Source organism: Streptomyces sp. NPDC000229 (genome assembly GCF_040300825.1).
Lineage (GTDB): Bacteria > Actinomycetota > Actinomycetes > Streptomycetales > Streptomycetaceae > Streptomyces.
Genome location: NZ_JBEPEL010000042.1, coordinates 33766 through 59027, shown reverse-complemented (window position 1 = coordinate 59027; position 25262 = coordinate 33766). Strand labels below are relative to the sequence as shown.

At 71.2% G+C, this 25262-nt stretch carries 22 protein-coding genes; 6 read left to right on the top strand and 16 right to left on the bottom strand.

Translation table 11 applies throughout. The features are described from left to right. Positions 1 to 376, bottom strand: a 376-nt coding sequence (locus ABT360_RS20920; RefSeq protein WP_351818405.1) for a LysE family translocator, incomplete at its 3' end; no start/stop codon positions are given. 492 nt (positions 377 to 868) lie between these two features. On the opposite strand from ABT360_RS20920, the gene ABT360_RS20915 reads away from it, so the two are divergent. Next, a complete protein-coding gene (locus tag ABT360_RS20915; RefSeq protein WP_351818402.1) occupies positions 869 to 1405 on the top strand; it encodes a hypothetical protein in 537 nt (178 codons plus the stop codon). A gap of 670 nt (positions 1406 to 2075) precedes the next feature. On the opposite strand, the gene ABT360_RS20910 is transcribed toward ABT360_RS20915, so the two are convergent. The 12 genes from ABT360_RS20910 to ABT360_RS20855 form a co-directional block, all read right to left on the bottom strand. Continuing rightward, entirely contained in the window at positions 2076 to 3089 is a 1014-nt protein-coding gene (locus ABT360_RS20910) for an ATP-grasp domain-containing protein (RefSeq protein WP_351818399.1), read from the bottom strand. 19 nt (positions 3090 to 3108) lie between these two features. Continuing rightward, the gene (locus tag ABT360_RS20905) at positions 3109 to 4293 is read right to left on the bottom strand and encodes an ATP-grasp domain-containing protein (protein WP_351818396.1); all 1185 of its coding nucleotides are present in this window, start codon (positions 4291 to 4293) and stop codon (positions 3109 to 3111) included. 31 nt (positions 4294 to 4324) lie between these two features. After that, positions 4325 to 5344, bottom strand: a complete 1020-nt coding sequence (locus tag ABT360_RS20900) for a TauD/TfdA family dioxygenase (RefSeq protein ID WP_351818393.1) — start codon at positions 5342 to 5344, stop codon at positions 4325 to 4327. Further along, entirely contained in the window at positions 5341 to 6498 is a 1158-nt protein-coding gene (locus tag ABT360_RS20895; protein ID WP_351818390.1) for an amino acid kinase family protein, read from the bottom strand. Before ABT360_RS20895 ends, ABT360_RS20900 begins: the two co-directional genes overlap by 4 nt. Beyond that, positions 6495 to 7535 (bottom strand): aspartate-semialdehyde dehydrogenase, encoded by a 1041-nt coding sequence (locus ABT360_RS20890; protein WP_351818386.1) that lies wholly within the window; start codon positions 7533 to 7535, stop codon positions 6495 to 6497. The genes ABT360_RS20895 and ABT360_RS20890 overlap by 4 nt, the downstream gene beginning before the upstream one ends. Before the next feature lie 46 nt (positions 7536 to 7581). After that, the gene (locus tag ABT360_RS20885; RefSeq protein WP_351818383.1) at positions 7582 to 8277 is read right to left on the bottom strand and encodes an HAD family hydrolase; all 696 of its coding nucleotides are present in this window, start codon (positions 8275 to 8277) and stop codon (positions 7582 to 7584) included. Positions 8278 to 8347: 70 nt separating this feature from the next. After that, the gene (locus ABT360_RS20880) at positions 8348 to 9595 is read right to left on the bottom strand and encodes an MFS transporter (RefSeq protein WP_444852290.1); all 1248 of its coding nucleotides are present in this window, start codon (positions 9593 to 9595) and stop codon (positions 8348 to 8350) included. A 319-nt stretch (positions 9596 to 9914) separates the two neighbouring features. Next, entirely contained in the window at positions 9915 to 11153 is a 1239-nt protein-coding gene (locus ABT360_RS20875) for an MFS transporter (protein ID WP_351818380.1), read from the bottom strand. Beyond that, on the bottom strand, positions 11131 to 12381 hold the full coding sequence (locus ABT360_RS20870) for an ATP-grasp domain-containing protein (RefSeq protein ID WP_351818377.1): 1251 nt from the start codon (positions 12379 to 12381) through the stop codon (positions 11131 to 11133). The genes ABT360_RS20875 and ABT360_RS20870 overlap by 23 nt, the downstream gene beginning before the upstream one ends. Continuing rightward, a complete protein-coding gene (locus ABT360_RS20865) occupies positions 12374 to 13615 on the bottom strand; it encodes an ATP-grasp domain-containing protein (protein WP_351818374.1) in 1242 nt (413 codons plus the stop codon). Before ABT360_RS20865 ends, ABT360_RS20870 begins: the two co-directional genes overlap by 8 nt. Beyond that, on the bottom strand, positions 13612 to 14640 hold the full coding sequence (locus tag ABT360_RS20860; protein WP_351818371.1) for a pyridoxal-phosphate dependent enzyme: 1029 nt from the start codon (positions 14638 to 14640) through the stop codon (positions 13612 to 13614). Before ABT360_RS20860 ends, ABT360_RS20865 begins: the two co-directional genes overlap by 4 nt. Before the next feature lie 109 nt (positions 14641 to 14749). Further along, complete coding sequence (locus ABT360_RS20855) at positions 14750 to 15892, bottom strand: hypothetical protein (RefSeq protein ID WP_351818368.1); 1143 nt, start codon at positions 15890 to 15892, stop codon at positions 14750 to 14752. Positions 15893 to 16188: 296 nt separating this feature from the next. Between ABT360_RS20855 and ABT360_RS20850 the strand changes: the two genes are divergently transcribed. The 5 genes from ABT360_RS20850 to ABT360_RS20830 all read left to right on the top strand — a co-directional run bounded on the left by ABT360_RS20850 (position 16189) and on the right by ABT360_RS20830 (position 22191). Next, positions 16189 to 16680: a cobalamin B12-binding domain-containing protein gene (locus ABT360_RS20850; protein WP_351818365.1), complete on the top strand. Its 492-nt coding sequence runs from the start codon at positions 16189 to 16191 to the stop codon at positions 16678 to 16680. Positions 16681 to 16703: 23 nt separating this feature from the next. Next, positions 16704 to 18020 (top strand): methylaspartate mutase, encoded by a 1317-nt coding sequence (locus ABT360_RS20845; protein WP_444852289.1) that lies wholly within the window; start codon positions 16704 to 16706, stop codon positions 18018 to 18020. 111 nt (positions 18021 to 18131) lie between these two features. Further along, complete coding sequence (locus tag ABT360_RS20840) at positions 18132 to 20132, top strand: FAD/NAD(P)-binding protein (protein ID WP_351818362.1); 2001 nt, start codon at positions 18132 to 18134, stop codon at positions 20130 to 20132. 156 nt (positions 20133 to 20288) lie between these two features. After that, positions 20289 to 22049 (top strand): AMP-binding protein, encoded by a 1761-nt coding sequence (locus ABT360_RS20835; protein ID WP_351818359.1) that lies wholly within the window; start codon positions 20289 to 20291, stop codon positions 22047 to 22049. Next, entirely contained in the window at positions 21985 to 22191 is a 207-nt protein-coding gene (locus tag ABT360_RS20830; protein ID WP_351818356.1) for a (2Fe-2S)-binding protein, read from the top strand. The genes ABT360_RS20835 and ABT360_RS20830 overlap by 65 nt, the downstream gene beginning before the upstream one ends. Positions 22192 to 22308: 117 nt before the next feature. On the opposite strand, the gene ABT360_RS20825 is transcribed toward ABT360_RS20830, so the two are convergent. The 3 genes from ABT360_RS20825 to ABT360_RS20815 form a co-directional block, all read right to left on the bottom strand. Further along, positions 22309 to 23262 (bottom strand): DMT family transporter, encoded by a 954-nt coding sequence (locus tag ABT360_RS20825; protein WP_351818353.1) that lies wholly within the window; start codon positions 23260 to 23262, stop codon positions 22309 to 22311. A 159-nt stretch (positions 23263 to 23421) separates the two neighbouring features. Further along, positions 23422 to 24018: a cupin domain-containing protein gene (locus ABT360_RS20820; protein ID WP_351818351.1), complete on the bottom strand. Its 597-nt coding sequence runs from the start codon at positions 24016 to 24018 to the stop codon at positions 23422 to 23424. A gap of 49 nt (positions 24019 to 24067) precedes the next feature. Further along, positions 24068 to 25090, bottom strand: a complete 1023-nt coding sequence (locus ABT360_RS20815) for a helix-turn-helix transcriptional regulator (RefSeq protein WP_351818349.1) — start codon at positions 25088 to 25090, stop codon at positions 24068 to 24070. Between the last annotated feature and the right edge of the window lie 172 nt (positions 25091 to 25262).

Genomic DNA, 25262 nt, shown 5'->3' with positions numbered 1-25262 from the left:
GGTTGAGCAGGTTGGTCAGGAGTCCCATCGAGAACAGGCGGGCGTCGGAGACGGGAGGCAGGTCCTGGGCCGGAGCGAAGGGTGAGCGGCCACCGGGTTTGAGCATGTCCCAGGCCAGGTAGGCCAGGTAGGCGGCCCCGGCGAGCTTGACCACCGTGAACGCCAGCGGCACGGCGGCGAACAAGGCGGACAGGCCGGCGGCCGCGGCCAGCAGATAGCACAGGAATCCCACGGCGGTCCCGCTCAGGCTGACCAGGCCCGCCCTGCGGCCTTGGGTAATCGCGCGGGAGGCCAGGTGGATCATGTTCGGTCCCGGAGTCAGGGCCATGCCCAATTCGACCAGGGCCACTCCCCCCACTGCGGCCAGACTGATCACTGGTCAACTCCCGGTCGTTTGACGGGTACCCGGTACCCGGCATGGGTGACGGCGCCCGGCGGCGACGGACGGCTGCGACGCTTCAGCAGTGCCTGCGTCGGCAGCCTCAGGATACGGCCCCGCCGTCCGGTGGCTCCGTGCACCCCGGCTCCAGCCGGCTGACAACATCAACGGCTGTCCCAGGTGAGACGGTCCGGCCCAGAACGTGGATCACGAGGGAAAGACCATCCTTAACCACACGCACGTCGTGGGCGACGGGCGGTGACTGGACCGAGCGCAATCCGTTCACCGGATTCAGCCGCATGAACACCAGCGGAATGCGGCGCTGGGAGAACATGGAAGAGCAGCTCGCAGCGCAGAACCGGGTGCAGTACACCGCAAAGTTCAACTACAGCCATACCCAGGGAATACCGGACAGCATTACCCCGGCACGGAGGATGGACTACCGTTCGACACCATCACGGTCAAGAACATCATGGATCGACGGACGACATGTTGAGAGTCGAAGAGCTGGAGGCCGCGCTGCCGTCGATGACGCGGTGGCGTGCGGCAGCACGTCGTAGCGTGGATTGGGCCGCGCTGCAAGGCGATCTGGGTACCGGACTGCCCTCCGACTACCGCTCCCTGGCGGAGGCGTACCCGACACTGGTCATCGACGACTTCCTCGTGGTCTCCATTCCCCGGCCCGGCGCCGAGGCGTCATGGGTTTCCGGGGTCCGGGACTCGTCCGAGACTCTGAGGGATCTGTACGAGACGGACGACACCCAAGGCCGTGCTCCCTACCCGGAGCCAGGCGGCCTGCTCTGCTGGGCCGAGTCCAATTCGGGGGACGGCCTCTACTGGAGAATGAGTTCTCTCGACCCTGAAACCTGGCCCGTGGTGGTCCGCGGGGCCAATGGCGACTGGTCGGAGTTTCCGGTCGGCGCCGTGGAATTCCTGGTCGGCGTGTATCGGCGCGTCATCCGTGTGCCAGGAATGCCGCAGGTCTTCCCGAGCGATGACCCACATGTGCTGGGGATTGACGGCTGAGCCGCTCCCCCAGCATGCGCGACCGCCCCCGGGACTTTCCGGGGGCGGTCGTCGTTCAAGGTGGTGAAGCTGTCCTGGCCGGCCAGAACATTCCAGTGATCGGCAGCTCCTGGCCCGGTCCGCGACTGCCGTCCCAACCAACACCGTCCCCGGAGCCTGCTCCACCGAGAGGGACGTGGTCCACGGGGGGCTCGGCTCGGCCGGACAGCAGTGCGACGAAACGCGAAGCCCGGCGCTCGCACCGAAGGATGAGCGCGGCAGCGACTTTGGTCGACGGGTGCGCGCCCTTCGGCCGACGCGATCGCCAGCTTCGCGCTGGCCAAGACCTTCCCCACCGGGACGCGGCGCGGCTACGCGGAGACCGGGCAGTGGGAGCCCAAGCGGTCCTTCCACACGGTGGCCCGCCGGTTCCGGTGACACCTGCCGCTCCCGGTGTCACGCGAGGTACCGAGCCCCGAGGAGCCGGTCGCCGCCCGTGTACGACGTGAACCGACCCAATGGGAGGGAACCCGGCAGAGGTCGAGCCGACTGGGACGTCGCCGTCGACTCGACCGCTGTCCGTGCCCACGATCACGCGGCCGGTCGCCCGGTACGCCATCGCCCGCTGCGGCCGGAAAGGGGTCAGCCGCAGGGGCAGTCGCCCCGAACCGGCGCTGCGCGGAGTGCATGCCTAGAGCGGCGGCAGCTTTCCGGCGGAGCGGAGAGCGGCCAGGACCGTGTTGACCGCCTGGGAGGAGTGGTCCTCGCCCGTGGCGCGGCGGTGGTAGTTGAGGCCGCCGGGGTTTTCCATATTGACCTCGATCACGTAGGGGTAGGCCAGGTCGACGCCCACGTAGAAGATTCCGTGGTCCATCATGCGCTTGCCGAGGCGGGCGATGAAGGCGCGCTCGTCGTCGGTGAGTTCCAGGGGCGCGTACCGGGCGCCCACGGTCGCGTTGGCGCGGTTGTCGTTGTCGCGGTGGAAGCGGAGGAAGCCGGAGACGGGGGTGTCACCCGCGACGATGACACGTTTCTCGTTGCTGCGGACGTTGGGGATGTACTCCTGGCACACCGCGTGTCGCTTGGCCATGCCGATGATTTCACGGCCGTAACTCACGTACCGGGATGTGGCGTTGCCGGTCGCGGAGGCGAGGAGGGCCGAGCGGTTGCGGTCCCGCTCGTTGACCACGAAGACGTCCGCACCGCAGCCGCCGTTGGTCGGTTTGACGACCCAGGAGCGGTCGGGGTCCGACTCGACGAGTCCGTTGAGGAAGTCGTAGTCGTTGGACACGTGGGAAACGGGCAGGTTCTCGGGCGGCACGACGGCGCACAGGTTCGTCTTGGTGTTGAGGTAGAAGAGTGCGGACGCGTCGTTGACGAAGGGCACGCGCTGGTTGAGCAGCCAGAGCAGCTGGAAGTAGTCCGTGGTGGCGTCGGGGTGGGTGCCGGCGAGGACCCACACGAGGTCGACGTCCTCCGCGGAGGCGTGTGACTCGCTGAGGGCCGGGAAGGTGCCGCCCGAGACGAACTCCTCCGTCACCTTCATGCGGTCGCAGACGACGACGGAGTCGTGCACGCCCAAGGTGTCGATGTCCCCGATGTACACGTCGTGGCCCTCGCGGTAGAGGGCGCTGGGGATGATCGACTGGTTGTCCAACGTGAACGTGGACGCCTGGGAAATCAGAACCAGGATGCGGTACGGCAAGGGGGTCTCCTCCTCAGGGTTACGCGCCGGGTACTTCTTGCAGGTTGTCGAGGAGCCAGGCCTCCGCCTGGAGGAGGCGCCGCTCCACTTCGGCGGTGTCGGCGCCGCGCACGATGACGAAGCACAGGTGCGAAGCGCTGTAGGTGGTGACGGCGCCCAGTTCGAGCTGTTCGTTGACCACGTAGTCCCGCACCCAGTCGAACGGCGGCGGGACGGCGGGCGCCCGGACGGGGCGGCCCTGGGGCAGGATCGAGACCGACCCGTGCACCTCGGACGGCGGGACGGACGGGGGCGGGTCGACGGGCAGGCCGCACGACTGGCGCAGGACGGCGGTGTGCAGGTCGACGCCGTACGTGGCCCGGGTGAGCGCGGGGATGCGGTCCCCGCCGACACGTGACGCGATCTCGCACAGCACCAGCTCGTCGTCGGGCGTGTGGAACACCTCCAGGTGGTACGCGCTGACCTCCGGGGTGTCGAAGGCGTCCAGGACGCGGTCGAGGAACGCTTCGAGCCGTACGGCCAGTTCGTCCTGGGGATGGAGCTGGAGGGAGCCGTTGTTCTGGCCGGAGAACACCCCGAGGCAGCTGCGCAGGTAGCGGGAGGACGCCACGAACCGGTATCCGGGGGCCAGGACCGCGTCGACGTGGTACATGCGGCCCTCGACGAACTCCTCCACCATCAGGTCGTCGCGCCAGGGCCGGCGGCTGAAGGCGACCAGGTCGTCCTCGTCCCGCAGCACCGCGATGTCGCGGGAGCCGCCCTGCTTCACCGGCTTGACGACGACCGGGTAACCCCATGCGGCCGTGAAGCCCGTCAGGTCCACGATCGTTTCCAGGCGGGTGAAGCGGGGAGTGGGGACCGTACGGCTCGCGACCTCCTTCATGACGACCTTGTCGCGGAACGACAGCGCGCTCGTCGAGGACTGGCCCGGGATGCCGAGGTCCTCGCGGATGCGGGCGGCTCGTTCGAGGTCGTACTCGTTGTCCGTGATGATGTGGGTGAACGGCTTCTCGGCCGCCGCTCTGCGGATCATCAGTTCCACGTACGGGACGGACTCGCAGTTCTCGACGTACTCGTACCACCCGAGGCTCTCGGTGTTCTTCAGCTCGTGGTGGCTGAACACGTGGAGCCGGCCGGCCGCCTCCGGGAACATGGCGGGGTAGTCGAGGTGCGGACTGTAATTGATCACGGCGATGTTGGTCATGGGGTCGGCCTCGGGTTTCGTTCGGGTGGAGTCAGTGGAGACGCCGCTTGCCGGAGGTGGCCCGGTAACGGATGTCCCACTGGTTGCGGCGTACGTAGGTCCGCTGGAGCCAGCGGTCGCGGCCGTCGTAGCGCGCTGTGAAGCGTGAACGGGCGTGCAGGCCCTTGCGGTTGTTGATCAGCAGCGCCTGTCCGGGGCGCAGGAACACCTCGTGCGCCACCTCCCGGCAGGCCGCCTGGAGGCGGTCGAGGGCGGCGCGTGCGACGTCGTTCGTCGGGCGTACGCCGTTGGCCGCGGCGGACACCTCGGGGAAGGCCACCGGGCCCTTGATCATCGGGACGGGGTCGGACAGCACCTCGGCACCGCCGGCGACGTCGCGGACGTAACTGCCGGGGGCGTTCATACGGAACAGGGGACTGCGCAGGGTGTCCAGCGTGCGTGTGTCGAGGGCGCGGCAGATGTCGCGGGCGTCGGCGTAGTAGGTGCCCGCCGTCCCCTCGTGGTCGGCGCGCAGACAGCTCAGCACCAGGAAGTCGGGGCTGGCTATGTCATAACGCCCGGTCGCGTCATGGACGATGTCGTTGTGGAAGTTGAGGAAGACGGAGGAGCCCTGGTTGGTCTGTGTCATCGCCCCGCCCTCGACCGGGACGACGTCGTGCACCAGCCGGCCCTTCTTCTCCGTGGTGAACCCGACCGGTTCGCCGAGCAGGCCGCTCAGTCCCAGCAGCACGCCCTCGGCCACGAAGGTGACCTTCTCGGGGCTCGGATCGCCGTCACGCGGGGTGCCGGGCAGCCGGTCGTCGGTGGGCAGGTTGCGGACGTGGCCGACGCCAGGAGTGTCGGGGTGCCTGCCGAAATCCAGGATCCGCTGGAGCGTCTCGGTGGGGAGCTGGGCGAATATCTGGTGGATGCGGGCCGTGGACCAGTCGATGTCCCGGGTCGGCTCGGGCAGCGTGACCAGCTCGGCACCGAGCGCGGCACGGACGTCGTCCGGCAACTCGATCTCCATGAGGGTGGATTCCGCGGTGGCCACGGGAGACTGGATGGTCATGCGGGTACTCCTGTAGGTCGGGGAACGGGAAGTTCGTCGTGCAGTTTCTGGGCGAGCCGCACCGCCGCTGCCTCGTCGGCGGCGACGTGCACGGTCGTACGGCCGCCTCTGATCTCGGTCACCGGGATGCCGGCCGCCCGGCCGACCGCGATGCCGTGGCGGTGTGCGGACGCCTCGTGGTCCACGTAGCCGCCGATCAGGGCCACGGCCGGGGCGTCGTCGAGGCGGATGGTGTCGACCCCGTCGGAGCGGAATGCCCGGTGCGCCCGGTCGGCCTCCTCGTGGTCGTGGTACCGGAGCACGAGCGAGTGGAGGTTGAGCACCACCGCGTCGGCACGCCCGCCGCCCGGTCCGATCACCGTCCCCGGTGTGAACGGCGGACGGTTGTGCCGGCAGACGATCGTGACCCCGTGCTCCTCGGCGAGGCGTACGGCACGGCGGTGCAGCACCTTCGCGCCGTGCAGGGACACGGCGGCGGCGTCGTCGTACGAGACGTGGCCGAGGAGCCTGGTGCCGGTCACCCGGCGCGGGTCCGAGCTGTGGATGCCCTCGACGTCGGAGTGGATCTCGCAGCGGGGAGCGCCGAGGGCGACCGCCACGGCGACCGCCGAGAGGTCGGAGCTGTTCTTCCCGAGCCACGTCGGCCGTCCCCGGGGGTCGACTGCCTGCCCGCCCGGGACGACGACCACCTCGTACGCGGCGAACGCCTGCTGAAGGGGTTCCGGGTCGATGCGTTCGAGGCGGGCCCACATGAAGGTCTCGTCCGTGATCAGACCGGCCTCGTGCCCCGCCAGCACGGTCGCCCGCCGTCCCAGGCGGTGCAGCGCCGCGGTCAGCAGGTGGGCGCTGATCGTGTCGGCGAGGGTCAGCAGGCCCGCCACCCGGTCGCCGGACGGGTGCGGGTCGACGGCGTGCAGCCGCTCCCTGAGCCCCTCGGTCTCGCCCGGCATGGCACTGACGACGACCGCCAACGGGCGTGCCTCGGCGTCCAGACGACCGGCGAGGGCGCGGGCCAGCTCCTCGTACGCGGCATGCGACGTGAAGCTGGAACCGCCGAACTTGAGCACTCCGGGGCCGGTCGGGGCGTACGCGGGTACGGGCGCGGACACGGCTCGACGGGTCGTGGGGACGGTGGGGGTCACAGGGTTGGTCACAGGGTTCCTCGGTCCGTGAGCGCCTCGGCGATCTGGAGCGCGTTGAGCGCCGCGCCGATCCGCAGGTTGTCCGCCACCAGCCACAGCCAGAAACCACGGGGGTTGTGCGGGGAGACCCGTACCCGGCCGACGTGGACGTGGTCGGGCTCGCCGGCCGTCCGCGGTGTGGGGAAGGCGCCGATGACGTCCTTGTCGTGGACGGTGACTTCGGGCTGGGCCGCCAGCAGACGGACGAGTTCACCGCGGTCGACCACGTCACCGCACTCGATCCACACGGCCTCGGAGTGGCCGTTCACCACCGGGACCCGCACACACGTGGTCGTCACGTCCAGGTGCGGGAGGCCGAGGATCTTGCGGGACTCCTGGAGCATCTTCTGCTCCTCCAGCGTGAACCCGGTGTCGAGGAGCTCGTCGATGAAGGGGACGACGTCGAACGCGAGCGACGGGGTGAACGCGACCGCCGGAGGCCGCGCCGACGAGTCCTCCAGGAGGACGCGGCTGGCCTCCTCCAGCTCCGCGATCCCGAAGTGCCCTCGCCCCGAAGCCGCCTGATAGGTGCTCACGACGGCGTGGCGGATGCCCCACCGGTCCTCGACGGGCCGCAGCAGCCGGACCAGCGGGATGGTGGAGCAGTTCGGATTGGCGATGATGCCGCTCTCCGGCCGCCGGTCCAGTTCGTGCGCGTTGACCTGGGGGACGACCAGCGGTGTCGCCGGGTCCATCCGGAACGCGTTGGTGTTGTCGACCACCAGGGCACCTTGCTCGACCGCCCTGGGCACCCATTTGCGGCTCACGGAGCCACCCGCGGAGAAGAACGCGAGGTCGACGTCCGAGAAGTCGAAGGTGTCGAGGGCCTCGACCGGGTACGTCCGGCCGTCGACCGCGAGTTCCCGGCCCGCCGAGCGGGCGGAGGCGACGAGGCGGACCTCCCGGTAGGGGAATCGGCGCTCCTCGATGAGGCCGATCAGTGTGGTTCCGACGGCGCCGGTGGCACCGACCAGGGCGATACGGGGTCCGGCGTCGGGCGTGAGGGGCATGCTCCTGCTTCCTTTCCTTCTGGCGTGGGCGGGAGGGGGTGTCCGGTCACAGCAGGTGCTTCAGCACTCCGCGCAGTGCGTCGGGCCGTTCGGTGACCGGCAGCGGGTCGACGAAGTGCACCGGTGAGCCCAGAGCGGCCGCCCCGGCGTCGGCCACCCGGTCGTCGCCCACCATCGCCACGTCGGGCGCCGCCAGGCCCAGGGCGTCGTACGCGGTACGGAACAGGCGCGGGTCGGGCTTCTGGACCTCGTGCTCGAACGACAGCACGTAGGCGTCCACGTACGCGTCCAGACCGTGGTGGCGGAACACGGGGCGCAGGTCCCAGCCGATGTTGCTCACCACGACCACACCGACTCCGGCGGCGCGCAGAGCGCCGAGCACCTCCTCGGTGTCCGGGTACGGCTCCCAGGCCGGCGCGGTCATATGACGCTCGTAGAGGGCGTCGACCAGCTCGGGCCAGGGCAGGCCGGCCGCGGTCAGCAGTCCGGTGTACGCCGCGCGGTGGCGTACGGCGTCCAGGTCCCGTTCCCGCCACAACCGGGTGAGCTCGGGGCCCGCGTCGCGCGGTGCCGGACCACCGGGCACGGCCCCGAAGTCCCGTAGGCGCGCCGCCCAGTGACGTACCTCGCTCTCGCCGATGTCCCGGCCGGAGCCCGTGACCACGGCACGCAGCCAGCTTTCCGCGCTCTCGAGGTGGAACAGCGTGCTGGAGAAGTCGAACATGCAGCCTTTGACGGCCATACGGCCCCCTTCGGTGGACGGGTCGGGATGGGCGGGTCGGGGAGGGGACGGGGCGGGCGGGACGGGGTCGTCACGCCGGGGCCGTCCGACGGCGGGCTCGGTCGAGCGCGTGACCGAGCAGGGCGGCCAGTGCGGCGAGCGCGGCGATGGTGGTCAGTGCCCTCGGCAGCCCGAATGCCTCGGTGAGGAAGCCGATGCACGGCGGGCCGAGCAGGATGCCGGAGTACCCCAGCGTGGACGCCACCGCCACGCCGTGGGAGCCGCCGAGCGCGCCGGCTCCGCCGACCGCGACGGGGAAGACGTTGGCGAGGCCCACCCCGGTCAGGGCGTATCCGACCAGCACCAGCCAGAGCTGCGGAGCCAGCGCGCCCGTCAGCATGCCCACCGCCGCGAGCAGGCCGCCGGTCACCAGGACACGGGTGCCGCCGAGCCGTTCCAGGAGCCATGTGCCGGACATCCGCGTGGCGGTCATCGTCAGGGCGAAGACCGCGTATCCGGCCGCCGCGGTGCCGGGCCCGGTGTGCAGGTCCTCGGTGAGGTGCAGGGCGCCCCAGTCGGCCATCGCACCCTCGCCGTACGCCGTGCACAGGGTGATGAGCCCGTAGACGGTGATGAAGAGCCGCAGTCGGACCGGCCTCGCCGTGTCCTCGCCCTGAGGGCCCTGAGGCGCCCGCACCGTCCCGAGGGACGCGTCGCCACCGGTCGCCGTGGACGACGGGGCCGGTGACCCCAGCAGGGTCCGTCCCGCGAAGGCGGTGACGACCAGTCCGATCACCGACAGCAGCAGCAGGTGCCGCAGGGGGCTCAGGTGGGGGGCGAGGAGCCCGCCGAGCCCCGCACCGACGAGACCGCCCGCGCTGAAGGCGGCGTGGAACGAGGGCAGGATCGGGCGGCGGACGGCCTCGGCCAGCTCCACGGCCGCCGCGTTGAACGCCACGTTGAGGCCGCCGTAGGCCGCCCCGAAGACCAGCAGCACCAGACCGAGGTGCACCGCGGAGTGGGTGAGCGGTGGCAGGACCACCGACAGCGACAGCAGGGCGGCCGTCACGACGGTCACCCGCTGGTTGCCGTACCGCCGGCACAGCCAGCCGGTGAGCATCATCGTGGTGACCGAGCCCACCGACACCCCCAGCAGGGCGAGGCCGAGCGCACCGGCCGACGCGTCGAGCTGTTCCTTGATGGACGGGATACGGACGACCCAGCCGGTGAAGATGAAGCCGTCGAGGGCGAAGAAGAGACTGATGGCCCAGCGGAGCCGGGTGACGGGCAGCGCGGCGCCGGCCGGCGTGTGCGGTGCCTGGTGAACGAGCCGGAGCATCGGGTTCCACCCTTTGTGTGAGGCCCGGGCAGGGCGGCGCGGGCGAGGGACTGGCGGGCAGGGTCACGGACGGGTACGGGGGCGGCGGGCGGCCGGGCTCAGTGGCGGGCGTAGGGCCGACAGGGGCGGACCCGGGCGGGGAGGGCCCGCGACCGGGCGCCCGTCGCCCGGTCGCCGGCGGCCCGGTGCGTCGCAGGGCCGTCCCGTCCCGCGCCGATCAGGCCGGACGTGACCGCTGGGCCGCCGTGCCGCCCGTGCGTCCCGGCCACCCGTGCCGCCCGTACCACCCGTGGCGCCGTTCCGCCCGTGCCGAGGGGCTTCACGATCCGCCCTCCTCCGACGGGGCGAGCGGGGAGACGGCCGCCCTGCCCCGTACCCGTCGCGCGCCGGTCACCAGGGCGACGACGACCGTGGCGACGACGGCCTGGAGGGCGGCGTAGAGCCAGAAGCGGCCCGTGTCGCCGCCGGACTGGGCGTACGCGTACAGGTGCCCGCCAGCGATCCCGCTGGTGAACGAACCGACGCCCAGCGCCAGCCGCTGACTGCCGATCGCCAGGGCCGGGCGCCCGGGGACGGCCCGGAGCGCCTCGAGCTCGTTCTTGAGGAAGACGATCCCCTCGCCCACGCTGATCAGCACCGTCCCGACGACGATGAAGAGCACCCCCGGCCGGGAGAACGCCAGCAGTCCGAGGACGAGCGAGGTGAACGCGATGACGGTGGCGGTGGCGTACCGCACCTCGCCGATCCACCGCGCCGCCAGCGGCTGGCCGAGGATGACCAGGGCGCTGTTGAGGACGAGGGCCAGGCTGTAGACGAACGCCGTGTAGCCGTCGGTGATGTACACGCCCAGGTAGTTCTGGAAGTGCCAGAAGACGTACGCGGCGACCAGGGCGACCAGGGCGGGCGGAGTGAGGAAGGCCCGCGCCCAGTCGCCACCGCGGTCCTCCCGGCCCCGGGGTACGGCGAGGTCGCGCTCCAGGACCACCAGGTGCGCCAGCGTCGTCGCCGCGAACATCACGGTGACCAACGAGAACACCAGCAGGGGCATGCGGATGATCAGCAGTCCCGAGACCAGGGTTCCCAGCGCCATCCCGCTGCTCAGTGCGGAGTTGTTGACCGAGAGGAGCACCGGCCGGTGCACCTCCGGGACCCGGCTCACCAGGTACGCCTTGTTCGCGGGCGAGTAGAGCGCGTCTCCGCACGCCGTCAGCAGCACGGCGGCGACCGCCGCCCGTGGTACGGACAGGCAGGCCGTGAACAGGGCGAATCCGCCCGTGCGGATGACCAGCCCGGTCACCATGGCCTTCTTCAGGCCGATGCGTTCGGCGACGAGACCTCCCAGCAGGGCGCCGGAGAACTGGAGGAAGGACATCACCCCCAGCAGCAGCCCGACGAAGCCCATCGCCATGCCGAGGCGGTCGTGCAGCAGGATCGCCAGGTAGGGCAGCACCATGAAGCTGGCGAGCGGCATGAAGAACGAGGTGGCGAGCAGGAATCGCAGCCCGGTGGGCAGGGCGGCGATCCCGGCCCACAGCTCAGAACGACGGGTGCCAGACATCGCCGTCCTCGAACTCGATCCAGTACGTCCGTGCGATGTCCCGCTTGGTACGTTCCGCCGCGGCGTGGTCCGGCACGCGGAGCCAGATGAGACCCGGCCGTTTGGTGTTGGCGGCGACGGGCAGCGGCACCTCGCCCGGCCGTATGTCCATCTCGAAGTCGTCCACCCCTTCGACGGCGCGCAGGAGTTCGGGATCGGCGGTGCGGCGGACCTTCTTCGCGGGAGGGATGAGCGAGACCACCATTCCCACGGCGGTCGTCTCCGGCAGGTGGGGGGAGGTGATGTCCGCGCCACCGGGCAGGAGGCTGCGCAGCACGGTGGCGATCTCGTCGACGCCGCCCGCGTGCTCGACCATGCGGAAGATCCGGTAGCCGCCTATGCGGGTCTGGGACTCGATGATCACCGGCCGCCCGTCGGGCCTGACCTTGACCTCGGTGTGGGTGAGGCCCCAGGTGTGGCCGATCGCGTCGAGGAAGGCCCGGACGGTGTCGCTGATCCGCTGTGTGTGCCGGTCGTGGGGTGGCGGCGGCGGTACGGAGATCTCGGTGATCGCCGGGTTGGGGTGCTGGGCCAGTCGGCACAGGGAGATCCCGGCCACGGCGTGGCGGCCGCCGAGCGTCACGGTCTCGACGCTGTAGAGCGCGTCGCCCTCGACGAGTACCTCGGCCAGGTAGGGCCCCTCCATCCAGAAACGGTTGTCGTCCAGGACGGCGCGCAGTTCGTCCGGGGTGGTGATCTGGCGTACGCCGACGCTTCCCGAGCCGGCGACGGGCTTGACGATCAGTGGCAGCCCGTACCGGGCGTGGAACTTCGCCAGTGCACCGGCGTCGCCGACGCGTGCCCAGCCGAGAGCGAGCTCCGGGTGCGCCTCGAGGATGGCCCGCATCCGGTCCTTGTAGCGGGTGGCGGCCACCGAGGCCACGGGCAGGCCGCGGATGCCGAGCGCGTCGGCGATGACCGCCGAGCTCTCCAGACCGAACTCACCGAAGGAGACGCTCGCGTCGAGGGGATGCTCCTCGTGGATCCGGCGGGCGGCCTCCAGACAGGCGATGGTCTGCTCGGCGGGGATCTCCCGCGTGAACCGGCAGCGATCGAGGACCTCCCGGTCGCGCGGGGTGAAGTCCTCGGTGGATCCGATGAAGCTGACGTCGAACCCCAGGGAAAGGGCGGTCTCCAGTACGCCGGCCCAGCCGCTGAGGACGAGGAGGTGGGGAGCACGCTCAGCCACGGCCGTCACCCTCCATCCGCACCCGCACGTCGCCCGCCGCCGAGAGCGCGTTCTGCAGGGCGAGCTCGGAGGTCGCTCCGGTGGCGAACAGCACGGCGACGCAGCCGTCCTGGTGGGCGACCGTGCGGACGGTCGCCCCGGCAGGCAGCGCCGGGCGGAGGACCGGGGCACCGGGGTGGCCGATGAGGCGATCGGCTCCCTCGCACTCCAGGAACACACCGGGCCTCGGGGCGTACAACCGCACGTGGGCCGCACCGTGGAGGGGGGCCGGCCGTTCGTCCATGAGGGCAGGACGCCGCCGCAGCACGAGGTCGATGAACGCGGCGTACAGGTCGACACCGAGGGACTGGGAGATCTCCTCGCCGAGGAGACCGCCGCCGAGGCGGGGGTTGACCTCGACGGTCTCGAACCCGTCGTCGGTGAGGATGAACTCGGTGTGGGCGAAGCCCTCGGTGTGTCCCACCGCCTTGAGGACCTGCTCGATCCACTGCTCGGCCGCCTTGGCCATGGCGGGTGGCAGGGCGACGGGGAAGGCAAGGGCCTCTTCCCGGAAGAACGGGGGCGGGGACAGGATCCGGCTGCTGACGCCGAGCACCCGCGTCCGGCCTTCCCAGGTCAGCGTTTCGATGCTGTAGAGCGGTCCCGAGAAGTACGGTTCCGCCGTGAGCCGTCCGCGCAGCGGGCAGTGCCGCGCCTCGTCCAGGACGGCGGCGAGCTCCTCCCGTGTACGGGCCAGCCAGACGTGCTCGCTCCCCGTGCCCGAGCTGTCCTTGACGATGAGCGGCAGGCCGGTGCGCGCGGCCAGTGTGGTGGCGTCGTCCCCGTCGGCGAGGGGGAGGCCGTCGGAGCGGGACAGCCCGTGCTCGTACAGGCACCGGCGCAGCCGGGTCTTGTCGCGGACCAGGCGTACACCGGCGGGATCCGGACCGGCCAGGCCGAGGTGTTCGCGGACGGCCAGGGCCACATGGCCCCAGGTGTCCGTGGTGCTGAGGAGGCCCGCCACGTCGCCGATCGCGCGGACGGCGGCGACCACCTCGTCGACATCGTGCGTGTTCACGTCGTGGACGACCAGGTGGGGGCTGTCGACGACGGACAGTTCGTGGACGTACTCGGCTCGGTCGCACGTCAGGAGGTGGACGGTCAGGCCCTCCCGGGCGGCCGCGGCCACGAGCCGGCCGAGCCCGAACTGCAGCCACTCCAGAGCGATGACGTTCCGGCCCGCAGACGCGTTCACAGCTGGTTCTCCTTGCTTCGGGGGTGGAAGGGCCGGCGTCCCCAGTCCATGACCGACCAGGGGTAGGCCAGTTGATCCAGGGACTCGATGAGGGCGGGCGACAGCTCATCGACGTTCCAGGCGTCCCGGGGGCGGGCGTAGACGTTGTCGGCGTAGCGGTGGCCCGTGTCCGCGGCGATGAAGACGCAGGGGCGCCCGGGGGCGCGCGCGGCCTCCCAGCGGGCGGCGAGGTAGTTGCAGCCGGACGACAGGCCCGCGAACAGGCCGTGCCGGCGGAACAGCTCCTGGGTGGCGCCCACCGCCCTCGCGTAGCCCACCCAGTGCACCCGGTCGTACAGTTCGTGGCGCACGTTCCGCATGACGATGGGGCTGCCGATGCCGGAGATGCTGGCCACCGGGTCCTCGACCGGATCGCTGCCGAAGGTGACGCTCTCGAAGGGCTGGACGCCCACGAGTTCCACGTCGTCGTTCAGTTCCCGCAGGTAGGTCGTGAGGCCTCCGGTCGACGCACCGGTGCCGACACCGCCGACCAGGGTGAGAGGTGCGCCGCCGAACTCCTTCTGCAGCAGCTCGGCGCACTCGCGGTAGCCCCGGTAGTGGATCGCGTCGTGGTACTGCTGCATCCAGTGGACGCCGTCTTCCGTGTCGAGGACGTGGGCGACGCGCTCCAGGCGGGCACCCTGGTCCATTTTGTCGACCAACGGTCCCGGCGGAATTTCCACCTGGTCCACGGTGGCGCCCAGCATCTCGAATTGGTGGCGCACCTGGGCGTCAACCTTGGTCGAGCACACGATCCGGCACTTCATCCCGTATTTGTGGCAGGCGAGCGCCAGGGAATACCCGTACGTTCCACTGGAACTGTCCATCAAGGTATCCCCCGGTTTTACGACACCGGTCGCCAGCAATTGCCGAACTGCTTCGAGCGCCGAATAGAGTTTCATCATCTCGAAGCGGACGACATACAGATCGCCGTCCAGCCGGATCACATCCGGCTGCTTCATCGCGTCCGCGATGTGATCGAACACGTCCCCGTCCTGTTCTGTCGAATGGCATGGGTCTGCCGGGCTCATCGGCCGGGGCGCGGCCGGCGCCGGGGGGGAGTGCGCCGGCCGCGCTGTCGGTGGGCGGGAGCCCTCAGGCGGCCGCGGTGACGGCGGGCGCGCCGGCGGGTATCCCGAACGTGCGGTGGGCGGTGCGGGTGGTGAGGAAGCGGATGTCCTCGTCGGACAGGCCGTTGGCCCGGGCGTTCGCGATGTGCCGGGCGAGCGGCTGCGAACCCGCCGCGACGACGCCGTTCTCCTCGTACCACAGGCCGTTGTCACCGGTGTGGTGCAGCGGCCGGCCGCCGAGACGGGCGGAGTCGCACCGGTCCGTCATGATCATCGCGTTGCGTGCACCCATGAGCTGGACGGCACGGGTGGCCAGGGCCAGGTCCACGTGCTCGCCGTCGAAGTTGATGCAGGCGGAGATGCGGCAGTTGACGGCCTGCCGGATGATGGCCCCGGGGACCGGGCCGGCGATCTCGCTGATGTTGTCGAGGGTCCAGTTGGGCACGTCGTACGACTCGATGATCCGGTCCCGCTCCCGGCGGGCGCGCTCCGTGCGGAAGGCGTGCCGGATGTTGAGCGGCATGTCGTTGAACAGGTGGTCGGTCGTCACCCGCACCCCGGTGCCGTTCCACTCCGACTGGTAGGCCGTCTCCACGATGGCGTCGACCGTGTCGGCACTGCGGCGGGGGTCGTCACGGGTGAAGTGGCCGAGGGCCGGGCGCACACCGTGGGCCAGGAGCGTCGGCACGATCCACGAGAAGTCACTGGTGCGCAGGTTGGGGTCGTCCTGGAGGACGGACTCGGGCGAGTAGGCGTCCGGCGACACGACGGTGTAGACGAGGCCGTGGTCGCCCAGGGCGGCCAGCCGCTCCCACTCCTCCCGGCTCGGTGCCCAGACGGTGGACGTGGGGGTGCCGCCGCGGTGGGAGAGGAGCGGCCCCTCCAGCGCGATCCCCGGTACGTGCGGGAGCAGCCCGTCCGCGCGCATCGTCGCGTAGCGGCGCATGAACTCTTCGAACTCGCCGAGCCGGTCACGGTGCAGGTACATCGTGGGCAGGGCGAGCACGCCCTCGCCGGCGCACCACGTGTCGAGGCGGGCGAGGTCCACGCGGGTGAAGTCGGAGAAGTCCACGTCTCCGAATCCATGGCAGTGCACCTCGACCGGACGCATACCGTTCTCGTCCACCTCGAACGGCGTCACGCCTGGTGCGGCTTTCGTCGAACTCATCGGTAAAAGCTCCCTCTTCGGTCGGGCGGTCGCCACGATTCTGGGCCGCCCGCCGGTCCGGTATCCAGAGCGGATCATGGTCATGAAGCTGCATTGCAGCTTCATGAGGGAGCGGAAAGCAGGGCCTTCAGGCGTATTCTCGCGGTGCCGGGCCGCAGGATCTTCACGGGCGATGGACGCGTCAAAGGCCCGCACATTTACGGGTACCACTCGTCACCGCGCCGCCCACCCCCCTATTTTCACGGGAGCCAATCTCCATGCCTCGTCCAACGGTCATGTCCGACCGAGGAACGTCCATGTCCCGCCGACGCCCCCGCGCTTTGGTATCCAGCGTCTCGTCCGATTCCCACACCTGGAACCTCGTCTACCTCCAGCTCGTCCTGGAGGAGCTCGGCCACGAAGTGCACAACGTCGGTGCCTGCGTGCCCGACGAACTCCTCGTCGAGGAGTGCCGCCGCCACCACCCGGACATCGTGGTGGTCAGCAGTGTCAACGGCCACGGCTTCCTCGACGGGCGCCGCCTGATCGCCAGGCTGCGGCGCGAGCCCGACCTGGCCGGGTTACCCGTCGTGATCGGCGGCAAGCTGGGCACCGACGGCGCTGCGGAGGGAACGTACGGTCCGAGTCTGCTCGCCGCGGGATTCACCGCCGTCTTCGAGGGCGACACCGCCGTCCGCGACTTCCGCGCGTACCTGCAGCCGGCTGTCCCGTCCACGTCCCACCCCACCCCCGCCCACCCCGCCGCGGCCCGCAGGACACCATCGGCCATGGCGGGGGCGGCGGCGTGAGGGGCGCCCCCTCCCGCATATCCGTGAGCGGTCTTCCTTCCCGCCCCCGGCCGGTCGGTGACGCGCCGTTCAGGCCGGCCGCACCCCCCTTCGGCGCGGCGGTCGCGGCCGCCAGGGAGGCGGGCGAGCTGATCGTGCAGCCACGGATGGGGTTCGCCACCGGGCCGGCCATGCGGCACGGACTCGAAGCGGTCCGGGACACCGCCGCGCGTACCGTCGGCACGATCACTCTGGACAGCTACACACGGGTGGGCGACCACGACTCCGCGCGGACCGCCCTCCGCAACGGCGACAGCCTCAACGGCTACCCACTGGTCGCCCACGGGCCGGACGCCACCCGCCGGCTGACCGGCGGACTGGGCGGACGGGACTTCGCCGTCCAGGTCCGGCACGGGTCGTCCCTGCCCCTGGACATCTTCCGGGTGCTGCTCGACGCCGGACTCGACGCCACCGAGGGCGGCCCCGTCTCGTACTGCCTGCCCTACAGCCGTACGCCGCTGTCGCGGTCCGTGGACGCCTGGGCCCGGTGCTGCGAACTGCTCGCCGAGCGGTCGCCGACCGCTCACATGGAGAGTTTCGGCGGTTGTCTGCTCGGCCAACTGTGCCCGCCGGGCCTGCTGGTGGCCATGAGCGTCCTCGAAGCGATGTTCTTCGAGCAGCACGGGCTGCGGGACGTCTCTCTCAGTTACGCCCAGCAGACCGACTTCGGCCAGGACGTGGCGGCCGTCGCGGCACTGCGCCGGCTGGCCGGTGAGACGCTGACCCGATCCACCTGGCACATCGTGCTCTACACGTACATGGGCGTCTTCCCGCGCACGGAAGGTGGAGCGCTCGCCCTGCTGCGCCACAGCGCGACCCTGGCCGCCCGCACCGGGGTGGAGCGCCTGATCGTCAAGACCCCGGCCGAGGCCCACCGCATCCCCACCGTCACGGACAACGTCCTGGCGCTGGAGGAGGCGTCCCGCGCGGCGGCCGAGGCGGTCCGTGGGCCGGCGGGCACCACCACCGACCCGGCCGACGACGCCCACGGTGTCTACGAGGAGGCCAGGACCCTCGTCGAAGCCGTGCTGGACCTGCATCCCGACGTGGGCCGGGCCCTCGTCGAGGCCTTCGCCCGGGGTCACTTGGACGTGCCCTACTGCCTGCACGCGGACAACGCCCAGCGGTCCCGCGGCTACATCGACGGCGACGGGCGCCTGCGGTGGCTGTCCGTGGGATCGATGCCGATCCGGGCCACGCCGCCGTCCAGTGGCGCCCGGCTCCGGGCCGACGACTTCCTCGGGATGCTCTCGCACGTCCAGTCGGCGTTCGACTGCTCCGCGGCGCTCGACTGGACCTGACGGCGCGCCGCCGCCCCGCCCCCGACTCCGTTCCCTTCCTCCGTCCGTCGCCACACCGGCGGCGATCCGTGCGGCCCTTGCCGCATCACCCGTGGCACAAGGAGAAACGCAGTGAACATCCCCATACGACCGGACGACGCCCACACCATCGTCGTCGTCGGCACGGGCCCCCGGGGTCTGTCCGTGCTGGAGCGCCTCGCCGTGCTGCTCCGCGAGAACGGCCCCACCGAGCGGCCCGTCCGCATCTACGCCGTGGACGCGGTGGAGGTCGGCGCGGGCCGGGTCTGGCGCACCGACCAGGACGACTGGTACACGATGAACACCGTCATCGGCCAGGTCACCATGTTCTCCGGCGGACCCGACGGCGGGCGCCCCCGTCCTGGCGCGGGCCCTTCGCTCGGCGAGTGGCTGGCGGACTACGCGCCCGAGTCGCCCGGCAGGCCGGCCCTGGGGCCGGACGACTTCGCCTCCCGCCGCGACTACGGGCGCTACCTGCGGTTCGTCTACCGCACCGTCACCGACGAACTTCCCGTCCACGCCCGCCTGATCCCCGTACGCGGCCGCGTGACCGCCGTCCGGCAGGTCCCCGGCGGCGCGTACCAGGTGACCGTCGACGGGTCCCGGACGCTCGTCGCCGACAAGGTCGTGCTGGCCACCGGTCACCCCAGGAACGAGCCCGACGACTTCGACCGCTCCATGCTCCGCTTCACCGAGGGACGTCCTGGCGTGCGGTACCTCGCCGGCGACTCGGCCGCCGACATGGACCTTACCGGTGCCGTCCGCCCCGGGAGCACGGTGGCGATCCGCGGGCTCGGGCTCTCCTTCTACGACGTCCTGCTGTCGCTGACGGTGGGTCGCGGCGGCCGGTTCGTCCGGGACGAAGGGGGCCGCCTGCGGTACGTGGCCGGCGGCGACGAGCCCCACGTCGTCGCCGGTTCGCGCAGCGGCCTGCCGATACCGGCACGCGGGCGCAACCAGAAGGAGCCGGGTTACGTCCATCCCGCCCTGTTCCTCACGCAGGAGGCCGTCGCGGCCGCCCGCGCACGCCGCCGGGCGGCGACCGGCAGCACGCGGCTGGACTTCGCCGAGGACATCCTGCCGCTGGTGCTCAAGGAGGTCGAGCACGTGTACCGCACGACCCATGTGCGGGTCCGGTCCGGTGCTCGGGAGGCGGAGCGCTTCGCCCGTCGGCACGCGCAGAAACTGGCGGCCGGGGAGGACACGGCCGTCCTGCTCAAGGAGGCGGGTCTGGACGACGTGCCCCCGTTGGACCTGTGGGCGCTGGCCCGGCCCTTCCGGGGCGAGACGTTCCCCGACCACGAGACCTGGCACCGGCGCCTGGTGGACGTGATGCGGCGTGACCTCGAAGAGGCGGTGCTCGGAACGATGGACGGCCCGCTGAAAGCGGCGCTGGACGCCCTGCGGGACCTGCGGGGCGTGATCCGGTCGGCCATCGACTACGGCGGTCTGCTCCCCGAGTCCCACCGCGACGCGTTCCTCGGTGCGTACGCCCCCGTCAACGCCCTCCTGTCCGCGGGCCCGCCCATGGTGCGCAGCGAGCAGTTGATGGCGCTCATGGACGCGGGCATCGTGGAGATCGCGGGGCCCGACACCAGGTTCGGCACGGACGAGCGGACCGGCCGGTTCACCATCCACTCCCCGCAGGTGCGGGGGTCGTGGCGGTCTGCCGAGGTACTGATCGACGCGCGCATCCCCACGCCCGCCCTGCCGCGGGACAGCTCCCCGCTCACCCGGCAGCTGCTCGGCGAGGGCGTGGTCCGGGAGTTCGTCAACCGCGACGACGTCACCCGTACCGAATTCGCCACCGGCGGACTGGACGTCGTCCGGGGCACGTTCCAGGTGCGCGACGGCTCCGGACGGGCGCACCCCGGCCTGTACGCGATGGGCATCCCCACCGAGCACGTCCGCTGGTTCACCCAGATCGGCAACGGCCGTCCCGGGGTGGCGACCGACTTCCTGAAGGTGGCCGACACCGTCGCCCGCGAAGTCCTCGCACCGCTCGTCGACCGGTCCGCGCCACGCGAGCGGTCCGCGCGCACCGGCACCGCCGAGCCGGTCCTGGTGGGCCACGACGCTCCCGCGCGCCGTTAGGCCGCCCGTCCCGCGCCATGACCGAGAAGAGAGGCGGCACCGGCATGACCCGTACGTCCCGCACCACAGGCAGTACCCGCACCACAGGCACCACAGGCGCGCCCCGCACGACAGGAGCGGTGGCCACGGCAACCGGCAAGAAAGGCGGCAACGGCCATGCATTCCTCTGACACCGAGGCCACACGCGCGTTCCGCGAGGCGCGTGACGTCCTGCTCGACCACCGGGACGACCTCGAAACGGCCCGCCGGCTGTTCCGGTGGCCCCGTCCGGAGCGTTTCAACTGGGCACTCGACTGGTTCGACACCGTGGCCCGCGGCAACCCCGCGCCCGCACTGCGTGTTCTGAGCCCGGAGGGCCGCACCGACCACTCCTACGACACCATGGCCCGCCGCGCCGACCAGGTGGCCACCTGGCTGCGCGGGCTGGGCGTGCGGCGCAAGGACCCGCTGCTGCTCCTGCTGGACAACCGGGTCGAGCTGTGGGAGACCATGCTCGCCGCCATCAAGCTGGGCGCGGTGATCGTCCCGACGTACACCACCACGACGACGGCCGAACTCGCCGATCGCGTCCAGCGGGCCGGCGTACGGCACGTGGTGGCCGGATCCTCTCTGGCGGACCGCCTGGCGGACGTCCCGGGCGACTGGACGAGGATCGCGGTCGGCGAGCCCCGGCCCGGCTGGGTGCCGTACGCCGACTCCTTCGCGGCGCCGGACCGGTTCACCCCGGACGGTCCCACCCCCGCCGACGACCCGTTGTTCGTCTACTTCACCTCGGGTACCACTTCCCGGCCCAAAATGGTGATCCACACCCACTCCAGCTACCCCGTCGGACACCTCTCGGGGATGTACTGGAACGGGGTCCGCCCCGGTGACTTCCACCTGAACGTCTCCGCCCCGGGCTGGGCCAAGCACGCCTGGAGCTCGTTCTTCGTACCGTGGAACGCCGAGGCCACGGTCGTGGCCCTGGCGGTGGCCCACCCTGGCCCCTCCGACGTCCTCCAGGCGCTGCGGACGGGGGGCGTCACCACGCTCTGCGCTCCGCCCACCGTGTGGCGCGGCATGGTGCGGCACGGGCTGGGCGAGCGGCCGCCCGGGCTCAGGGAGGCGGCCGCCGTCGGTGAGTCGCTGGAACCGGCGCTCTTCCACGCCGTACGGGACGCCTGGGGCATGCCTGTCAGGGACGGTTTCGGGCAGACCGAGACGACCGCCCAGATCGGCAACCCACCGGGGCGGGAAGGCGTCCCGGGCCGGATGGGCTGGGCGCTGCCGGGCTACGACCCGGTGCTGATCGACCGGGAGACCGGCCGCGAGGTTCCCGACGGCACCCCCGGAGAGTTGTGTATCCGGCTGTCGCCGCGGCCCGCCGGGATGATGACGGGGTACGCGGGTGACGCGGAGCGCACGGAGCGCGCGTTCGAGAACGGCGTCTACCACACGGGGGACCTGGTGGTGCGTCACGACGACGGCGGCTTCTCCTACGTCGGCCGTACCGACGACATGTTCAAGTCCTTCGACCACCGGATCTCGCCGCTGGAGCTGGAACGGGTCCTGCTGAGCAGTCCGTTGGTCGCCGAGGCCGCGGTCGTGGCGGTCCCGCACCCGGTGGGGCTGTGGGAGCCGAAGGCCTTCGTCGTGCTCGCCCCGGGCCACGCGAAGGACGCTGTCAGTGCCGAGGCCGTCTTCCGTCACGCGGTCGAGTACCTGCCGCGCGAGAAGTGGGTGCGGCTGCTGGAGTTCGCCGACCGCCTGCCGCTGACGCCCTCCGGCAAGATCCGCCGGGCGGAGCTGCGGGACCGGCCCGAGACGCCCGGGGTCGTCCACCGGATGCCCGTGACACTGGAAGGAGAGGACGATGGAGCACACGACGGACGGGCAGAGCCCGCTGCTGTGCATCTGCGCGCAGGTCACCGAGGGTGAGGTCGCCCGGGCGGTGGAGCGGGGCGCCCACGACCTGGCCGCCGTGCGCGAGGCCACGGAGGCGAACACGGGGTGCGGGGACTGCGCCCACGATATCGAGGACCTGATAGCCGACCACCAGGAGCGGGCGTCGGCCGGCTGACCGTTCCGAGCGGACCGCCGCCCGCCCGCCGGTCCGGGACCGGGACCGGGACCGGGACCGGGGTGGAGCGTGCGGTGTCGGCGGAGAGCCGGGCCGGTGGCCCGGCTCTCCGGCCGCTCAGCGGCGGACACGGCCGGCGAGGAGTGTGCCGGTGGTGGCCAGGGCGAGCCCCGCCAGGGTCATCGGGCCCAGCTGCTGACCGAGCAGTACGGCGGCCAGACCGGCCGTGCTCATGGGCACCAGGTAGAACAGGCTGCTCACCTGACTGGTTCCGTGACGTTGCAGCAGGTGGTAGAGGAGGCCGACCCCGACGATGGAGTTCACCAGCGCGCTCCACAGCAGGACCGGCCAGTACCCCGCGGTGAACTCGACGTCCCAGCCCTCGAGGAGGAGAGCCGGCAGGAACACGACCGCGGCGGCGGCCAGGAGTTGGACGGCATTGCCGCTCACCGGCGCCATGCCGCCGCAGAATCGCCGCTGGTAGACGGTGCCGACCGAGATGCCCAGCAGCCCGAGGGCCAGGAACGCGAGCCCCAGCAGGTGATCGCCGGACAGCCGTACGCCGTCGGACACCGCCAGGGCCACCCCGCCCAGGCCGAGGACCAGGCCGAGCAGTTGGCCCGCGGAGACCCGCTCGTGGAGCAACGGCACCGCCAGCAAGGACGCCGTCAGCGGGTAGAGCGCGATGATCAGGGCCGCCAGTCCCGACGGGACACCGAGGTCCATCCCCACGTAGATGCTGGAGAACTGCACCGCCTGGACGAGGGAGCCCGCGACAGCCAGGTGCAGCAGCGGGCGCCCCCGGGGCAGTTGCTCCCGGCGCATCCGCGCGATGGCCAGCAGGACCAGGCCTGCGATGGCGAAACGTAACGTCGCGAAGGTGTACGGCGCCGCGTGGCGCAGACCGAGCTTCCCGGAGATGAAGCCGGAGCTCCAGACCAGGATCAGGGCCACGCGCGCCGGCAGGTCGGCCGGGCGGGTGGCGCGCCGGCCGGTGGTGGTCGTCGCCGGGGCTCCGCTCGTGGCCGGGGACCGCTCGGCGGCCTCCATGGGCGGGTTCGGACTCGTCACGCTGACCCTCTCCTTCGTGTGCGATAAAAAGTACTGTAGAGCAGAATATCGCTCAAGGGGAGTGGCCCGAGGATGTCCGGTGGTCGCGTTCGCCGCACTCCCGGACATGGAAAAGCCCCACGGACGGGGTCCGTGGGGCGGTGGGGCGAAGGCCCGGGGTCAGTACAGGCTCGAGAAGAGGACACCCACCAACTGGGCGGGCTCGTCGGTGTCGTTGCGGAAGCTGTGGGGACGCCCCGCCGACCACTGGACGCAGTCCCCGGCGCGCAGCGTGTGGTCCACGCCGTTGTACCGGGCCACCAGGGTGCCCCTGGTCACCATGATGAGGTCGGAGCCCTCGTGCTGAAGCTCCTCGTCCAGGCCGCTGTGCGGCGCGAAGTCCCCGGTGACCACCTGGTAGCCGAGCTCCGCGGAGCGCAGCACCCTGTAGACGACACCGGGGGCCCGGTCCAGCTCGTCCTGTTCCTCCCGGGGGAAGACCGAGGGCGTCATCCGGCCCCGGGAGAATCCGAGGAACGAACCGACGTCATGGTCGAAGACCTTGGCCAGACGCCCGAGCCGTTCCAGCGCGATGTCCGTCTCCCCTCGCTCCAGTGCGGCCAGGAAGGACACGGACAGCCCGCACTCCGCGGCGACTTGGCGCAGCGACATCCCCTTGTGCGTACGGAGCCGGTGCAGCACCTCGCCTGGCGGCGGGAAACCCAGCTCCGGATCCCGAGGGAGTCTGGCAGGCGTGGAGGGCTCCGGGGCAGTCATGCCCGCATCCTAAAGGCCGCCGCCGCGCCCTCCGGCCCGGCCCTCACCCCTATCCCTGCCCGAGAAGGCCCGACTGTGCGATCAGGACGCCCAGCTGGCAGCGGCTCCGCGCCCCGAGCTCCTGGTAGATCTTGGCGACGTGGGTGCGACAGGTCCGCACGCTCAGCCCGACGCGCCTGGCGATGGCCTCGTCCGTCTCCCCCTCGGCGAGGAGTTGGATGATGGACATCCGCACTCCGGACACCAGCTCACTCACGTCCACCGCGCGGTTCTGGCTCCCGAAGGGCCGGCCCTTGACCCACGCCCGTTCGAAGACCCCCATCAGGAAGTCGATGACGGCGGGCAGGCGGATCACCACGGCCGCGTCCCGGTTGCTGTCGGCCGGGATGAGGGCCAGCTCGCGGTCGAAGACGACCATCTGCTCGAAGGAGTCGCCGAGGGTGCGGACCTCCCCTCCCGTCCGGCAGATCCGCTCGACATGTTTCCTCGTGGGCGCGTCGAAACGCGTGGCGTGCTGGAACAGGATCCGCGTCCGTACGTCGCGGCCGAACGCCGACTCGGGCGGTTCCCAGGCCCTTTGCACGGCGTCGGTGGTGTCGCGGCCGCCGCCGGGACGGGCGACCAGGATCTCGGAGTCGCACTGCTCGGCGGCCGCGGCGATCTCGGCGGCGATGGCGTCGGCTCCCGTGACGGTCCGGAAGGGCTCGGCGATGCCCGCCTCGCGCATCGTCCGCTCGTGCACGTCCTGGAAGTGCGCCAGTTCCGCCCGGATCTCCTCCGACTGGCGCTCCATGCGGGCTATCTGCGTGTGGAGCGGCGCCAGTCTGCGGGAGGCCGCCGCGTGCGGGGCCACGGGGACCAGGACGGTCCGGTCGGCGGCCAGGGGGCGCAGCAACTCGCCGTCCACCAGCAGCCGGACCGCGCGGGTCACGCGCGCGTCGTCCCAGCCCAGCTCTTCGGCGGCCTGGGAAACACAGAGGACCTGGCACCGAATCGCCAGTCGGTACAGCTCCTCGAGGTCGTCGGTGTCCCGTAACAGGTCGGGGTACCGGGCCGTGAGACCTGCCTGCATCTCTCCCCCTCAGGCGTAACTTATACTGGACGGTCGTACTTAATATTGCACGGGGCTGCTGGGTCGTCAACCACAGCGGACGAGCGCGCTCCGCAGAATGGGATCTTGTCCTTCGTGGCGGACGGCCGCCATCGCTCCGCCGAGAATTGCGTGATCTTTACGAGGTAAGGCC

Excerpts from the sequence above, each read along its gene's own strand:
- ABT360_RS20835 (WP_351818359.1), top strand. The coding sequence starts at position 20,289 with ATGCATTCCTCTGACACCGAGGCCACACGCGCGTTCCGCGAGGCGCGT.
- ABT360_RS20855 (WP_351818368.1), bottom strand. The coding sequence starts at position 15,892 with ATGAGTTCGACGAAAGCCGCACCAGGCGTGACGCCGTTCGAGGTGGAC.
- ABT360_RS20905 (WP_351818396.1), bottom strand. The coding sequence starts at position 4,293 with ATGACCAACATCGCCGTGATCAATTACAGTCCGCACCTCGACTACCCC.
- ABT360_RS20880 (WP_444852290.1), bottom strand. The coding sequence starts at position 9,595 with ATGCTCCGGCTCGTTCACCAGGCACCGCACACGCCGGCCGGCGCCGCG.
- ABT360_RS20915 (WP_351818402.1), top strand. The coding sequence starts at position 869 with ATGTTGAGAGTCGAAGAGCTGGAGGCCGCGCTGCCGTCGATGACGCGG.
- ABT360_RS20875 (WP_351818380.1), bottom strand. The coding sequence starts at position 11,153 with ATGTCTGGCACCCGTCGTTCTGAGCTGTGGGCCGGGATCGCCGCCCTG.
- ABT360_RS20830 (WP_351818356.1), top strand. The coding sequence starts at position 21,985 with ATGGAGCACACGACGGACGGGCAGAGCCCGCTGCTGTGCATCTGCGCG.
- ABT360_RS20850 (WP_351818365.1), top strand. The coding sequence starts at position 16,189 with ATGTCCCGCCGACGCCCCCGCGCTTTGGTATCCAGCGTCTCGTCCGAT.
- ABT360_RS20820 (WP_351818351.1), bottom strand. The coding sequence starts at position 24,018 with ATGACTGCCCCGGAGCCCTCCACGCCTGCCAGACTCCCTCGGGATCCG.
- ABT360_RS20900 (WP_351818393.1), bottom strand. The coding sequence starts at position 5,344 with ATGACCATCCAGTCTCCCGTGGCCACCGCGGAATCCACCCTCATGGAG.
- ABT360_RS20890 (WP_351818386.1), bottom strand. The coding sequence starts at position 7,535 with ATGCCCCTCACGCCCGACGCCGGACCCCGTATCGCCCTGGTCGGTGCC.
- ABT360_RS20815 (WP_351818349.1), bottom strand. The coding sequence starts at position 25,090 with ATGCAGGCAGGTCTCACGGCCCGGTACCCCGACCTGTTACGGGACACC.
- ABT360_RS20885 (WP_351818383.1), bottom strand. The coding sequence starts at position 8,277 with ATGGCCGTCAAAGGCTGCATGTTCGACTTCTCCAGCACGCTGTTCCAC.